The sequence below is a fragment of the Hymenobacter setariae genome (assembly GCF_007713685.1).
Taxonomy (GTDB): Bacteria; Bacteroidota; Bacteroidia; order Cytophagales; family Hymenobacteraceae; genus Hymenobacter; species Hymenobacter setariae.
On sequence record NZ_VMRJ01000004.1, the window covers coordinates 455,022 to 469,249 of the forward strand.

15 protein-coding genes are annotated in these 14,228 nt (G+C 58.6%); 13 read left to right on the forward strand and 2 right to left on the reverse strand.

What is annotated here, in order from left to right:
- Nucleotides 1–332 precede the first annotated feature (332 nt).
- Nucleotides 333–692 carry a winged helix-turn-helix transcriptional regulator gene (locus FNT36_RS16835; protein ID WP_144850066.1) on the reverse strand — a complete coding sequence of 120 codons (360 nt, stop codon included), beginning with the start codon at nt 690–692 and terminating at the stop codon, nt 333–335.
- Nucleotides 693–1,021: 329 nt separating this feature from the next.
- Between FNT36_RS16835 and FNT36_RS16840 the strand changes: the two genes are divergently transcribed.
- The 9 genes from FNT36_RS16840 (at nt 1,022) to FNT36_RS16880 (ending at nt 9,871) form a co-directional block, all read left to right on the forward strand.
- A complete protein-coding gene (locus tag FNT36_RS16840; protein WP_144850068.1) occupies nt 1,022–1,627 on the forward strand; it encodes a TetR/AcrR family transcriptional regulator in 606 nt (201 codons plus the stop codon).
- A gap of 72 nt (nt 1,628–1,699) precedes the next feature.
- Complete coding sequence (locus tag FNT36_RS16845) at nt 1,700–2,494, forward strand: SDR family NAD(P)-dependent oxidoreductase (RefSeq protein WP_144850070.1); 795 nt, start codon at nt 1,700–1,702, stop codon at nt 2,492–2,494.
- 247 nt (nt 2,495–2,741) lie between these two features.
- On the forward strand, nt 2,742–3,752 hold the full coding sequence (locus FNT36_RS16850) for a zinc-dependent alcohol dehydrogenase family protein (protein WP_144850072.1): 1,011 nt from the start codon (nt 2,742–2,744) through the stop codon (nt 3,750–3,752).
- A gap of 201 nt (nt 3,753–3,953) precedes the next feature.
- Nucleotides 3,954–4,862 carry a helix-turn-helix domain-containing protein gene (locus tag FNT36_RS16855; protein WP_144850074.1) on the forward strand — a complete coding sequence of 303 codons (909 nt, stop codon included), beginning with the start codon at nt 3,954–3,956 and terminating at the stop codon, nt 4,860–4,862.
- 96 nt (nt 4,863–4,958) lie between these two features.
- Entirely contained in the window at nt 4,959–5,699 is a 741-nt protein-coding gene (locus FNT36_RS16860; protein WP_144850076.1) for an SDR family oxidoreductase, read from the forward strand.
- Nucleotides 5,700–5,733: 34 nt separating this feature from the next.
- Nucleotides 5,734–6,477 (forward strand): SDR family oxidoreductase, encoded by a 744-nt coding sequence (locus FNT36_RS16865; protein WP_144850078.1) that lies wholly within the window; start codon nt 5,734–5,736, stop codon nt 6,475–6,477.
- Nucleotides 6,478–6,532: 55 nt separating this feature from the next.
- Entirely contained in the window at nt 6,533–7,465 is a 933-nt protein-coding gene (locus FNT36_RS16870) for an alpha/beta hydrolase (RefSeq protein WP_233635998.1), read from the forward strand.
- A gap of 142 nt (nt 7,466–7,607) precedes the next feature.
- Entirely contained in the window at nt 7,608–8,507 is a 900-nt protein-coding gene (locus tag FNT36_RS16875; RefSeq protein ID WP_144850080.1) for an NAD(P)/FAD-dependent oxidoreductase, read from the forward strand.
- Nucleotides 8,508–8,842: 335 nt separating this feature from the next.
- Nucleotides 8,843–9,871 carry an aldo/keto reductase gene (locus FNT36_RS16880; protein WP_144850082.1) on the forward strand — a complete coding sequence of 343 codons (1,029 nt, stop codon included), beginning with the start codon at nt 8,843–8,845 and terminating at the stop codon, nt 9,869–9,871.
- 18 nt (nt 9,872–9,889) lie between these two features.
- Here the strand turns inward: FNT36_RS16880 and FNT36_RS16885 are convergent, their stop codons facing one another.
- Entirely contained in the window at nt 9,890–10,258 is a 369-nt protein-coding gene (locus FNT36_RS16885) for a winged helix-turn-helix transcriptional regulator (RefSeq protein WP_144850084.1), read from the reverse strand.
- A 206-nt stretch (nt 10,259–10,464) separates the two neighbouring features.
- Here FNT36_RS16885 and FNT36_RS16890 point away from each other — a divergent pair, with 206 nt between their 5' ends.
- From FNT36_RS16890 to FNT36_RS16905, 4 genes are all read left to right on the forward strand, one after another.
- Nucleotides 10,465–11,415 (forward strand): helix-turn-helix domain-containing protein, encoded by a 951-nt coding sequence (locus FNT36_RS16890; RefSeq protein WP_144850086.1) that lies wholly within the window; start codon nt 10,465–10,467, stop codon nt 11,413–11,415.
- 63 nt (nt 11,416–11,478) lie between these two features.
- Nucleotides 11,479–12,309 carry an SDR family oxidoreductase gene (locus FNT36_RS16895; RefSeq protein ID WP_144850088.1) on the forward strand — a complete coding sequence of 277 codons (831 nt, stop codon included), beginning with the start codon at nt 11,479–11,481 and terminating at the stop codon, nt 12,307–12,309.
- Between the two features lie 161 nt (nt 12,310–12,470).
- Nucleotides 12,471–13,169: an alpha/beta hydrolase gene (locus tag FNT36_RS16900; RefSeq protein WP_233635999.1), complete on the forward strand. Its 699-nt coding sequence runs from the start codon at nt 12,471–12,473 to the stop codon at nt 13,167–13,169.
- A gap of 99 nt (nt 13,170–13,268) precedes the next feature.
- Complete coding sequence (locus tag FNT36_RS16905; RefSeq protein ID WP_144850093.1) at nt 13,269–14,204, forward strand: helix-turn-helix domain-containing protein; 936 nt, start codon at nt 13,269–13,271, stop codon at nt 14,202–14,204.
- The last annotated feature ends 24 nt before the right edge of the window (nt 14,205–14,228 follow it).

Genomic DNA, 14,228 nt, shown 5'->3' on the forward strand with positions numbered 1-14,228 from the left:
CTTACCTAGGTCGTAAGCCTGCAAATACCCCGTATGGAATGCTCGCAAAGACTCGAGTTACTGCATGCTGGCAAGAGTAAATGCAGGCACCACCGTTACCATCGCGTAGACAGCAACGACTGATGAGCGGTTTTTACTGGATACAATACCTGACTATTCAACGGCTTCCCTCCTCCCCAATGTCTAGCTGATTATCGAAGTCAGCTGCACTATTGTAGTTAAAATAGCCGAAGTCGCTTTCGCTCCGACCACTAGATTGTAGCTGCGCAGCAGGGCTTATGGCTTATTTCACCAGTAACAACTACGCAGCATTAAGAAGGACCTTTCTGGCGCTAACTGCTAATGTTGTGCATAATGGGCACTCCAGTTGCCTGCATTTGGGTTTCGGCCCACCCGCGCAGTAAGTCGATAAAAGGGAGCAATTGGCGGCCGCTGGGTAGCAGAGTGTATTCCACGCGCGGTGGCACTTCCACAAATTCCTGCCGCGCTATTAAGCCGTCGGCTTCCAGCTCGCGAAGCGCCTGGGTAAGCATTTTGGTTGACACACCGCTAAGGAGCCGCCGCAACTGTCCATAGCGTATAGGGCCATCCTGTAAATTCCAAAGCAAGCGGCCTTTGTGTTTGCCCCCGATGCGTTGGAAGGCATAATCCATCGGGCATTGGGCGGCGGGCAACGTAACCGGGGTAGGCATTGGGTGAGAATAAAAGTGTTTAGCAATCCCACTGGTTAGAGTGGCATCATAATGGCAGCAGGCGGCCGACAGGAACGTAGACGCTTTTATCTTGCCCGTTACGAACCAGTCGCAAAGCTCGGCTAGTGACAGCGCCAAGCTTGTCCTAGTCCTAGCTAGCAACCAAAACGGGACTGGTGTAGTTTTACCCTCGCTGTCATCAATAACTGTTCTGCTTGGCTTAAGCAGACAGTTGCTGGATGAGGTAGCTGACGGGTCAAGCCTTATAGCTTATCCCGCTAAGAGAGGGCCACAACTATTGATTATTCCTACTTAAGCGATAAGTCGCTATGCCTTCTAAACAGTCATCTTCTGCGCGCGGCCGCCCCACTGCCTACGACAACCAGGAAGTGCTGAGCAAGGCGCAGCACCTTTTCTGGCGCAAGGGCTACACTGCTACTTCGCTGGAAGAACTACTGGCCGCGATGGGTATTGGCAGCGGTAGCTTCTACAATGCTTTCAAGGGTGGTAAAAAGGAAGTGTTCCGGCTTGCGCTGCAACAGCGCCGGGAAGCATTCAACCAATTTGAGAAGGAACTCAAACTGAGTGCCGACCCAATGGGACTGATTAGGGATTTTTTTCGCAGTATCGCCACGGCCGACCACTCGACGCATTTGCAAGGGTGCATCGTGGTAAATACGGTGGTAGAAATGGCTTTTTTGGATGGGGAACTTGAACAAGAAGCCGTGGATATTCTGCGGGAAGTAGAGCAATTATTTGTGCGCACTATTGCTGGGGCTCAGCAAGCCGGCCAGCTACGTAATCAGACCGACCCCTTGCTACTCGGACGCTACCTGCTTACGCTCTGGAATGGGCTGAACGTCACTCGGCGCATGCACCCGAATGCGGAAGTACTTAGCCAGCAGATTGAAATGCAGCTAGAAATCCTGCGCTAAAATTTTTTACCTATTTTTGTAATGAACAACACAAAAATACCTTAAGGGGTAGCACCCCTTCTTTTCTCCTCTATGGATTTACATCTCGCTACTAAAACGACCTTTATCAGTGGCTCTACCCAAGGCATTGGCTTGGCCATCGCCCAGCAGTTACTGCAAGAAGGCGCGACGGTCATCCTTAATGGCCGCACCCAAGAAAGGGTCAGCGCCGCCGTTGAACAGCTAGCACAGCAAGTACCAGGAGCTAGTATTTCGGGCATTGCAGCCGATTTTGCGCAGCCAGCGCAAGTCAACGACTTGGTAGCAGCCCTCCCTCCTATTGATATTTTAGTAAATAATGTCGGGCTGTTTGAGCTGAAGGAATTTGCTGACATCGCGGATGAGGATTGGCGGCACTTGTTTGAAGTGAACGTGCTCAGCGGGGTGCGGCTGTCACGCGCCCTTCTGCCGGGCATGCTGGCCCGCAACTGGGGGCGCATACTTTTTATCAGCAGCGAGGCGGGTATCAACGTGCCCGGCAACATGATTCACTACGGCATGACCAAAACGGCCATGCTGGCCATTGCCCGTGGCCTGGCGGAGCTCACCAAGGGCACCGGCGTAACGGTGAATAGCCTGGTAGGGGGGCCGACGTACTCCCAGGGGGTAGCCGGAGTAATAGAACATATCGCCAGCGCGCAAAATCAGCCAGTGGCCCAGGTAAAAGCAGGGCTGATGCAGACCCTTAATCCCACTTCCCTGCTCCAACGCTTTATCGAGCCAAGCGAGCTAGCCAGCCTGGTGGCCTACCTGGCTAGTCCCTTGTCTGCAGCCATCAACGGGGCAGCCTTACGGGCGGACGGTGGCGTGCTGCCAACTATCCTGTGAGCGAGCAGCACACAAGCTGCATTGTGCTTACGCCTAGGGTTGCGCTATAGTACTGAGCGTTGACAAGCAAGTACCAACGAAAAATAGATGCCTGGAAAACAGCACGTAAACTTTTTGGTAACCAACGCACCAAAAGGTTTCTACTTGCAGCCAGGCCAGACACTGCGCCACTTTTGAGTCCGACGGCTAGTCCCGCTCGCTCAGTACGAAGGTCTCAGTGGTCCTGCCCTTCTTCTTTTCCTTGCCTATGAAAGTCTTCCGTTTCCAGCAGCTTGGCATCGACCAGTTGCTACCCACTGAGGCACCCATGCCCGTGTCCCAAGCCCATGAAGTAGTGCTGCGGGTGCAGGCGCTGTCGCTCAATGCCCTCGACTTGCTGGTCATCAAAGGCGCTATCAACCCGGAGTTGCCGCTGCCGCACATCCCCATCTGCGACGCAGCCGGCACCATCGCGGCCGTGGGCAGCGCGGTGAGCACACTGGCGGTGGGCGACGAAGTAACATCGGTATTCATACCGCGCTGGCGCGAGGGCGAGCCGACTCCCGCCAAAACCGACAACTACTACCGGCCGGGCCTAGGCCAGCCGGGCTTCCTGGCCGAGTACGTGGCCGTGGCTGCCGATGCCGTGCTGCGCCGCCCCACTTACCTGAGCGCCGTGGAGGCGGCCACGCTGCCCATCGCCGGCCTCACCGCCTGGAACGCGCTCAAATACGGCCACCCGCAGCCCGGTGAAACGGTGCTGGTGCACGGCACGGGGGGCGTCTCGCTCTTCGCCCTGCAACTAGCCAAGGCCCGCGGCTGCCGGGTGGCCATCACGTCTAAGGACGAGGGCAAGCTGGCCCGTGCTCGTGAGCTGGGAGCCGACTTCACCTTCAACTACGCCACTCAGCCCGACTGGGTCGAGGAACTGCGCACGGCGACCGGGGGCCTAGGAGCCACCGCCGTACTCGAAACGGTGGGTGGCGACAACCTGCGCCTCTCACTACAAGCGTTGGCCACGCGGGGCCGATTAGTAATAATGGGACTGCAAAAAGGTACTGAAGCCCCGCTCGATGTGCCCATGCTCATGGCTAAACAGGCCAATATTATCGGCATGGAGGTAGGTAGCGTAGCCGACTTTACCGCGCTAAACCAGGCGCTGGAAACTACACAGTTACATCCGGTAGTAGACCAGGTGTTCGCGGCTAATGAGGTGCAAGCCGCCCTGCGCAGCCTCGAAGCAGGAAGTCACTTCGGCAAGATTTGCCTTACGTTCTAGCCTTAGGCGGTAGGTATCTCCTGCCTGCCGCACCCTAGGCGGGCGCCGGGGTAGCGGGCACGTAAGAGGCAATCTTATTACCGAACAGTGGTAAGCTAGTCTTGGTGAAGCACTAAACTAGCACTACGCAATACTTGGTCAATATGAGCCTAGCGGCTCTTATTTGTAAGCAAAGCCACTAGTGGGTCCCAGTCTTTTACCATGTATCAAACGCTTCGTGACCAGTACCGCCACCTCGGCCTACCGCTCGATTTACTGGACCCCACGCTGGAATTCAGTATTTTCAACTTGCGTGAGCTGCGCCAGCCGCTGCCCTTCAGCGCGCCAGCCGAGCGGCTTAACTTCTTCGTACTGGGCTTTGTCAAGCAGGCCCAAGGCTGGTACCTGATTGATGAGCAACGGTTTGACCTGCGGCCGGGCACTATCTACTTTACTAACCCTAGTCACTACCGCGCTTTTGAGTACCAGGAGCTAGGCGAGGCCTACCTCCTGACGCTGAGCGAAGCCTTTTTGAAAGAAAATGTGCACGCGGACGTGTTCACAGAATTTCCGTTTCTGCTGGCCGAGACCATGCCAGCCAACACCGTTACACCTGCCGTATTTGCCGAGTTCGAGATACTCTATCAGCAACTGGCACGTGAGTACCAGGGCCACTCGCCGTTGCGCGCCCGCCTGCTAGGGCAATTGGTGGGGGCACTGCTGCTCAAGTTCAAAGAGCACTTTTGGCTAGGCTATAATCCCCTCTCTGAGGGCAATCGCAGCTCGGCTATCGTGCGCCACTTTCGCCGTACCCTCGAACAGCACTACCGTGACCTGAGTAGTGGGGCCGCTAGCGTAGCCTACCAGGTGCAAGACTACGCCGCCGCCCAGCACTTGCACCCCAACTATTTAGCTCAGGTCATTCGGCGCAAAACGGGCAAGGCCATCGGCACCTGGATTGCCGAGAAGGCGGTGGCCGAAGCTAAGGCGCAATTGCAGCACACTGACTTAGCCATTAAGGAAATTGCTTATCGTCTAGGCTTTACTGACCCGGCTCACTTTAGCAACTATTTCAAGAAGCACACCGGGCTGACGCCTCAGCAGTACCGGCAACCGCCATCCGTAGCTTAGCTATTTGCAGGTAATGCGCGGATTTTCGCAAGTAGGTCGGTGAGGGCATGCGGGACCTTTGCTGTCGCCAATTACCCCTTAGCGATTGGCTTCTACATGCAAGTCTTAGCCCAGAAAATCATACTTATTACCGGCGCCTCAAGAGGAATTGGGGCCGCCATTGCCCGCCAGCTGGCCGCAGCCGGTGCCAGTGTTATTATCAACTACGCCGGTCGCCAGGCCGAAGCCGACCAGACTGTACAAACCATTCGGGCAGCCGGCGGCGAGGCCCTGGCGGTCCGGGCCGACGTGAGCCAGCCGGCGCAGGTAGCCCGCCTCTTCGAGGAGAGCCTCGCCCACTACGGCCACCTTGACGGGCTGGTTAACAACGCGGGCATCATGCTCACCAAACCTGTACAGGCCACTACCGACGAAGACTTTACCCGCCAGTTCGACGTGAACGTGCGCGGCACGTTCAATACCCTGCGCGAGGCGGCTACCCGGATGGCCGATGGTGGCAGCATTGTCAACTTCTCGTCGTCAGTGGTGCGCGTAGCACTCCCTACCTACGGCACCTACGTGGCCACCAAGGCCGCTGTGGAGCAACTCACGCGGGTTTTTGCCAAGGAAGTCGGTGCGCGGGGTATCAATGTGAACTGCGTAGCCCCCGGCCCTACCAATACTGAACTGTTTACGCAAGGCAAGCCAGCCGAAGCTATTGCCCGCGCCGCTGCTTTCTCAGCCTTCAATCGCCTGGGCGAGCCCGACGACATCGCCCACCTGGTGAGCTTTCTGCTCACCGACGCGGCTAAGTGGGTCAATGGCCAGATTATCGGAGCCAATGGCGGCATGGCCTAGAACTGCTTTTCCGTCGATTCCTATACTATAGTCTATGAAGACCTTAGCAAATAAGGTGGCCCTTGTCACGGGCTCGGCACGTGGACTGGGCCGGGCCATTGCCGAACGCTACGCCGCCCTAGGAGCCAGCGTGGTGCTCAATTATTACCGCGACCAGGCAGCGGCCGATGAGGTGCTGCGTACCGTGCAGGCACTAGGCGTACCAGCCATCGCCGTGCAAGCCGACATGAGTCGGGTGGCCGACATTGAGCGGTTATTTGCCGAAGCACAACGAGCTTATGGGCGACTCGATATTGTGGTGGCCAATGCAGGCGTTGAACTGGTGGACCTGCCCGCCACTGACTTTACCGAGGCGCAATTCGACCACCTGTTTAGCCTCAACGCTAAGGGGACTTACTTCACTCTGCAGCAGGGCGCCCGCGCCGTGGCTGACAATGGCCGCCTGCTTTACGTGGCCAGCAGCACCACGGCTTTCCCGGCGCCGGGCATGGCGGTGTATGGGGGTAGCAAAACGCCGGGTCGCTACCTGATAGACGTACTGGCTAAGGAATTGGGACCTAGGGGAATTACCGCCAATTCCATCATTCCCTACGCTACAGCGGGGGCGGGCATCTTTACCGAGGGCCACTCCTCCGTGGAATATCTAATTGTCGCTAATCCGATGGGCCGGCTGGCCACGGTGGCGGACGTAGCCAACGTAGCCGAATTTTTTGCCAGCGACCTCGCCTCGTTCGTGAGCGGCCAGCACTTGCTCGTCAATGGGGGCGCTAATCTATAGGGCGCGGCTTCAACCTTATTTTTTGTTTGCCACTGCTAGTTAAGTTGATTTTGAGATGGATGCCCTTTTGGAACCTGAGATTTTTCATGCATTGACAGCCGCTGACCGCGACGTAATGATGGCCATGCGCGAGCGGCTGGAACCCAACAAAGGCCGCCTGCTGCGCGGTCCTGATGCCCGGGCCGATTTCGATGCTGTCAAATTGTTTACCCCATTCTACCCTGGAGTTACTTACGCGGCCGATACTGTGGGCGGCGTGGCGGGCTGGTGGTGCCGGCCCGCCTCACCAACTGTCCCTGACCAGGCACTCCTCTTTTTGCACGGTGGGGCCTACGTGCTAGGCACGGCCGAGGCTTTTCGCACGTTGGTAAGCCAAGTGGTGGGCCGCGCGGGCATCGAATGCTTCGTGCCCGACTACCGCCTGGCCCCCGAAAACCCCTTTCCGGCCGCTGTGGAGGATGCTTTGGCCGCCTACCACGGCCTGGCAGCACTAGGTAAGCATCGCATTGGCATAGTCGGAGACTCAGCCGGCGGAGGGTTGAGCTTGGTACTAACGGCCAGCTTAGTAGCCCAGGCTGGAGCCGTGGTACCGCGCGTAGCCGTGGTGTACTCACCCTGGACCGACTTGGCGCTTACTTCCGAAAGCATGCACACGCAGGCGGAGGCCGACTTCCTGCTGACTAAAGCTGCGCTGGCTACCAACGCAGCACTCTATTTGCAGGGCCACGACGCTTACGACCCCCAGGCATCGCCTGTGTACGGCGACCTGGCGGGCCTGCCGCCCGTGCAGGTGCACGTCGGACAGGCCGAAGTACTGCTTGATGATGCGCGGCGCTACGTAGCGCGGGCGCAAGCGACGGGCACCACCGCCGAGCTGCACGTGTGGGAATCGCTCACTCACGTTTTCATTGGTAGTGCCGGTACGTTGGTGGCAGCCAGCGAAGCGCTTGACCTGAGCACGGATTTCCTATGCCGCCACCTTGCTTAGAGCTATCCAACCGCGATTAGCGCGTGTTGCCTAAGTCGCTGAACGTTCTATCGGCGCCCTTGCTACTTTTTCTAAGAAAGGAATCAAGTGACGCTGCTATTCTCAAAAGTCAGACCGCACCAAGCCGTCTTTCGCCTGCTTTATGGAAAATCAATCAGCTGTAGAAGTACTCATTGTTGGCGGCAGCTACGCCGGCCTTTCGGCTGCCCTTACGCTAGGGCGCTCGCTACGACGCGTGCTGATACTCGATACTGGCCAGCCCTGCAACCGCGTGACCCCGCACGCGCATAATTTTCTAACCCAAGACGGTACCCCGCCCGCCGAGTTAGCCGCCCAAGCGCGGGCGCAGGTACTAGCCTACCCTACCGTCGAATTGGTGCCGGAAGCCGCCGTGGCTGCCTCCGGCACCAACGGCGCCTTTCACGTAATGACCAGCACGGGGCGCGAAATCACTGCGCACAAACTGCTGTTCGCCACTGGCGTGCGCGATGTACTACCGACCCAACCCGGCGTGGCCGAGTGCTGGGGCATCTCGGCTGTGCACTGCCCCTACTGCCACGGCTATGAATACCGTGGCCAACCCACCGGGACGCTACTCAATGGCGACGCGGCCCTGGAACACGCTCGTCTGCTGCACCAATGGACTGATCAGCTCACCGTTTTCACGAACGGACCAGCCACCTTCACGCCCGACCAGCGCCAGCAACTAGCCGGGCGAGGCGTGCAAGTAGAAGAAACGCCCGTGCAAGCCCTGCATCATACAGAGGGGCATATACAGTATGTAGAATTAGTTGATGGTCGCCAAGTGCCACTGGCAGCTCTTTACGTACGGCCCGGTATGGTTCAAAACTGCCTGCTGCCACAAGCGTTGGGCTGCGCCTACACTGAAGCGGGTTACCTACAAGTAGATGCTGTAGGCAAGACGACGGTGCCCGGAATTTACGCCGCCGGCGACGCCACCGTGCTTATGCGCGCGTTGAGCCTCGCCATAGCTGGTGGCGGGCTGGCCGGGGCTATGCTCAATCATGAGTTACTGCCCTAGCAACTGGCTGAAGTGGAGCAAAGCGAAGGAATGTGAGCAGCTTACTAGGCAAAATGGCTAGCCAGCGCGCAAGCACTGGCGAGTAGGTAGCGGATAAATATGGTCAAAAGTAGAAACGGACCTTAATCTGAGCAGTAAGGGCCCTTATTGCTGCGCTCCACGATGCGGCTTACAATGAATAGCAATCCTAAAAGAGGCGTGTGCTGCGCAAGGCTTCGCGGGCGGCAACCGCACCCACCTAGGGAAAAACTTAGCCCTAAGGGAATCCATTTTCCCGTCTTGTTGCCCGTAGCAGCAGGCCGGACATTTGCCGCCAACACCTACCTAACCAGCACATGAATTATCAACTTTTTGGCACGAAGACGGGGTTGCGGGTGAGCGAGCTTGCCCTAGGCACCAGCAACTTTGGTACCGCGACGAGCTACGGGGCCGACCCAGCCGAAGCCCGCCGCATTTGGGAGGGCTACGTGGCGGCGGGCGGCAATTTCATCGACACCTCCGACGCCTATCAGCAGGGCGAGGCCGAGCGCCTAGTGGGCCAGTTTATGGGCGCCGACCGGGGCGACTTCGTGCTGGCCTCTAAGTACTCGCGTACGGCCAGCCCTACGGCAGCCCTGGCGCAGCTGGGCAACCATCGCAAGGCCATGACCCAGGCCGTAGAGGCTAGCCTGCGGCGCCTAGGTACCGATTACCTCGACCTTTACCTAGTGCACCTACCCGACAGCGTGACGCCGGTAGCCGAAATTGCCCGCGGCTTCGAAGACTTGGCGCGGGCCGGCAAAATCCTCTACGGCGGCTTCTCCAACTTCCCGGCTTGGCGCGTGGCCGCCGCCGTAACCCTGGCTGAGCTGCGCGGCTGGATTCCCTTGGTGGGTGTGCAGGTCGAGTTCAGCCTGCTCCAACGCACGGCCGAGCGCGAGCTGCTCCCCATGGCCGAGGGCCTAGGGTTGGGCGTGATGGGCTACTCGCCGCTGGGCGGGGGCGTGCTCACCGGCAAGTACCGCCAAGGCGAATCGGGCCGGGCTACCGTGGTTGGGGCTGAAGTCGATTCGCCCCGTATCAACACGATGCTGGATGTGCTGCTGGCCGTGGCGCAGGAGGTAGGCGCCGCGCCTGGCCAGGTCGCTACGGCCTGGGCGAAAGCCCGTGGGGTGCTACCCATCATTGGGGCGCGCACCCGCGCGCAGCTCGATGACCAGCTCCGGTCTGCCCAACTTCAGCTCAGTCCCGAGCAGTTGCAGCGGCTGGATGCTGTGTCGGCGGTGCCGCTCGGCTACCCCCACGAATTGCTAGCCGCCCAGCATAATCTGCTTACCGGCAACCGGGCCGACCGGGTAAGCTGGCCTGCCCGCCCGGTAGCTTGATGCACAGGGTGCCAGTCCTTACGCGTCGTCTTCGGCGAGCAGGGGCGTGAGCACGCGTTGCAGTTGCGGCTTGTGCGCATCGCCCCAGCGGCCCATCATATCAATTAGCGGCAGCAGCGACTCGCCCAAAGCAGTCAGGTGGTATTCCACTTTCAGCGGTACTTCGGCAAAAACGGTTTTAGTCACCAGTTCGTGGGTTTCCATCTGTTTGAGCTGCAACTGCACCACGCGCCGGGTAGCGCCAGCTAGCTTTTTCTGCAACTGGCTGGGCCGGTGGCTGCCGTGGGCAATGTAATAAAGCATGTCAATTTTCCACTTGCCGAGCAGCACCTCACGCAGCAAATGCAAGCCGCATTCTGGGTTGAAGGGTATTTTTCGTTCGTACATACTTTCTTCAACCCAACTAGGCGCCGGTCAGTTTTACCTACTCAATTGGCTGCTTCTTCTGATTACTAGACGAGTACTTTATCTCTCGCTATTCTCGTCGGAGTAGCATTAACCCCGTGTCGTGGGCCGCACCACGATTTCCTTTGCATCAATACCAACTAGCTGCTCGCAGGTGAAGTGGCTAGTAACATTTAGGAGCTTTTTGCATGATTGCCCAGCAAACAATAGTTGACTTTTATAAGCTAGGCAAGCCAGCGCTCCGGCTGCCGGGCAGCCTGCCCAGCGGTGGCCACTTCACCGTGTATCGCCTCGAAGACTTCTGCTTTAACCCAATGCCGTCGGCGGTTTTTAGCCGCAAGGACTTCTATAAAATCACGTTGGCCGTGGCAACCGGCGACTTGATTTACCACTACGCTGACCAGCAGCGGCACTTGGCGGCCGGCGAGTTTGCCCTCGTCTTTACCGATACCCACCAGCCCTACAGCTGGGAAATGAACGAGGCCGCTAGTCGGGGCTACTGCTGCTTATTTACCGCCGACTTCCTTCCCACTCACACCCACCTGCACCCCGACGACCTGCAGGTCTTCGCGCCCCGAGCGCCCACCTTCTTTTACCTCACAGCAGCCCAGGCTACCGAATTTGGCACCCTCTTCGAGAAGATGCTGGCCGAGCAGGATTCACCCTACCCGCAGAAGTACGAGCTGCTGTTTCACTACCTGATGACCTGCGTGCACGAGGCGCAAAAGCTGGTGCCGGCGGCCGAGTCAGACCGGGGCACTAGTGCCGCTGCCCGGCTAACCACCGCGTTTCAGGAGTTGCTCGCGCGGCAATTTCCCATTTTTATGTCGAGCCAGCGGGTGGAGCTGCGCACCGCGCAAGCCTTTGCCGACCAGCTCGCCGTGCACGTTAATTACCTAAGCCGCACGCTAAAGGAAGAAACTGGCAAGACTACTACCCAGCTGCTGGCCGAGCGGCTGGTGCAGGAAGCCCGCGCCCTGCTGCTGCACACAACCTGGCCCATTGCCGATATCAGCTACTGCCTGGGCTTTGAGGAGCCGACCCACTTTACGCAGTTTTTCCGGCGCCACACCCAGCACACGCCGTCTGAGTTGCGGCAGGAGGTGAATAAAGGTTTGATTCGGGTCAGTACTGGTTAGAAAACCGTCAGTGGCGGGGCAAATAGCCGCGGACCTTTGCAGCGAACTTTCAATCTCCCTTTTATGAAGACCTGGTTTATCACCGGCACCTCGTCGGGCTTTGGCCGCAAACTGACCGAAAAATTGCTGGAGCGCGGTGACCGAGTGGCCGCTACTGTGCGCAACGCTACCGCCCTCACTGACCTACAAGCGCGCTACGGCGACCGCCTCTGGGTAGCCACCCTGGACCTGACTGACCCCGCTGCTATTCGCCGCGTGGTGGATGCCGCCTTTGCCGAGCTAGGCCGCATCGAAGTTGTGGTAAGCAATGCCGCTTACGGCCTTTTCGGGGCCAGCGAGGAAGTAACCGACGAGCAGATTCGCCATCAGATTGACACGAACCTAGTGGGTTCCATTCAGTTGATTCGGGCGGTCCTCCCCTACTTGCGCGCCCAAGGCGGCGGGCGTATCATGCAGCTTTCATCGGCTGGCGGGCAAACTACATACCCTAATTTTAGCCTTTACCACGCTACGAAGTGGGGCATTGAGGGATTTGCCGAAACGGTGGCTAAGGAAGTCGCGCCGTTTAACATTGGCGTGACCATCGTCGAGCCGGGCGCCACGCACACCAACTTTGCCAGCGGCTTGGTCCAAGCGCCGGTGATGGAAGCCTACGAGCACACGCCCGCGGGGGATGTACGCCGGGCACTCCTGGGTAATACCTTTCCCATTCCCGGTGACGCGGATAAGATGGCCCAGGCCATGCTGGATTCGGCCGACCACGCCCCAGCCCCACTGCGCCTAGCCCTGGGTCGTGACACCTATGCGGACGTACGGGCGGCGCTCGTGGCCCGCCTGGCAGCGTTGGATGCCCAGCGAGAAATCGCCCAATCTATGGTGCAGGAGGGAGCCTAAAGTTAGCTTCACAGCTAATGTTAACAAGCCTAATCTGCTAGGCCGACCACGAATTTTATCTCTTTTGCCACACGTACTATATGTTGCTACTCTCGTGTGTCGTTTTCTTAGGTCTTCTCACTGGCTGCCTAAGCCCGCTAAGGGCAGTGCAGGCTCAAGGCTTGCCAGTCCCGGTTGGCGCCAAGAATATAGTGCTGGTGCACGGCGCTTTTGCCGATGCGTCGGGCTGGAAAGAGGTGTATGATAACCTGGTAAAAGATGGCTACACCGTAAACTTGGTGCAAGAGCCAATGACTTCGCAGGCCGAAGACGTAGCCGCTGTGAAGCGCGTGCTGGCTCGCTTATCGGGCCCCTGCATTTTGGTCGGGCACAGCTACGGTGGGGCTGTCATTACGGAGGCCGGTACCGATGCCCGCGTAGCGGGCTTGGTCTACGTGGCGGCTCACGCGCCCGATGCAGGTGAAAGCCCTACGTCCAATAAAAATAAGCTGCCGGGCGCGACCAAAGCTGTCGCCGCCACCCCCGATGGGTTTCTCTTTATTGACCCGGCCCATTTTGCCGAAGACTTTGCTGCTGACTTACCCCCCGCCCAGGCCGCGTTCATGGCCCACGCTCAGATGCCGGCGGCTGTTGTAGCGATGACTGCCCCCATCAGCGTACCTGCCTGGAAAACCAAGCCAAGCTGGTACGTAGTAGCCCAAGCCGACCGCATAATAACCCCTGACCTAGAGCGCCTATACGCCAAACGGGCGCATAGTCAGACGATTGAGATACCAGGCGCTAGCCACTCCGTCTATATCTCACATGCAAAAGAAGTGGTCGCCCTGATTGAAAAGGCGGCGCAACAGACTGGCAAGTAAGTTTACTTCACGTGTTATATAGCCTCCGAATTTGCGGGCGGCGAGGCTGGCTTACCCACGACGCTTCATATTCTTTCCTTCCTGCTAGCCAGCGCTCGCATGCCAGACATAAAATACGCTACCCCGTTAATCGCATCACCTCTTGCTACCGGGGCCCTACCCCCTGCCGCCACTCACGTTTCGCACACGCAGGTGCTACAGCAGGCGCAGTGGCGACAGCTACTCATCCAGACGCATTTGGAGCCGGGCACGGTGGCACCGACGTGGATGAAACCGGTGCCGGAAGTACAGCTCATTCTGCGCCGGGTGGGAGTATCAAAGATGACGCTCACGGGGGGCGGGCGGGTGCGTTGCTTTCAGCCCCAGCCCGGTGACTTGTTTCTGACGGCCCCCGCCCAGTCTGCTTACGAGATGCAGCGAGAAAGCCTTTGTGGTCAGCCAGTTCAGAATACGCACCTGTACCTGCACCCACAGCTACTGGCCCGCACAGCGGCCGACATGCTGGGGGTAGATGCCGCACGGGTAGCGTTGCGCGAAGGCTCCTGCTTACGGGACCCCTTGCTCCAGGAACTGACCCTCGCCCTTGGGCAGGAATTAACCAGTCCAACTGCGGCCAACTCGCTTTTCACCGAAACGGCCGCCCAACTGGTGGCCGTGCAATTGCTGCGCCAGCACTGTACTGTCGCCTATCGCCTGCCCGAGCCAACCGGGAAACTAGCAGCCCCGCAACTGCGCCAGCTCACGGCATATATCCAAGACCGCCTGGCCGAACCGCTTACCCTGCAAGAGCTCGCGGCAGTAGCCTGCCTCAGCCCGTACCATTTCTGCCGCGTATTCAAACGCACTACGGGGCTTAGCCCTAATCAATACGTCATTACCCAGCGCATCCAACGCGCGCAGCAGTTAATGCACCTAGGGCAGCCCACTGCGCAGGTGGCTTTGGCCGTAGGCTACGAAGACCCGCGCCATTTCGCGCGGCTATTTCGGCGGCATGTGGGCTGCACCCCGGCCGCCTACCGCTTGCAGCAAGCGTAGGGTGCATTGCGCAAGAAAACACCC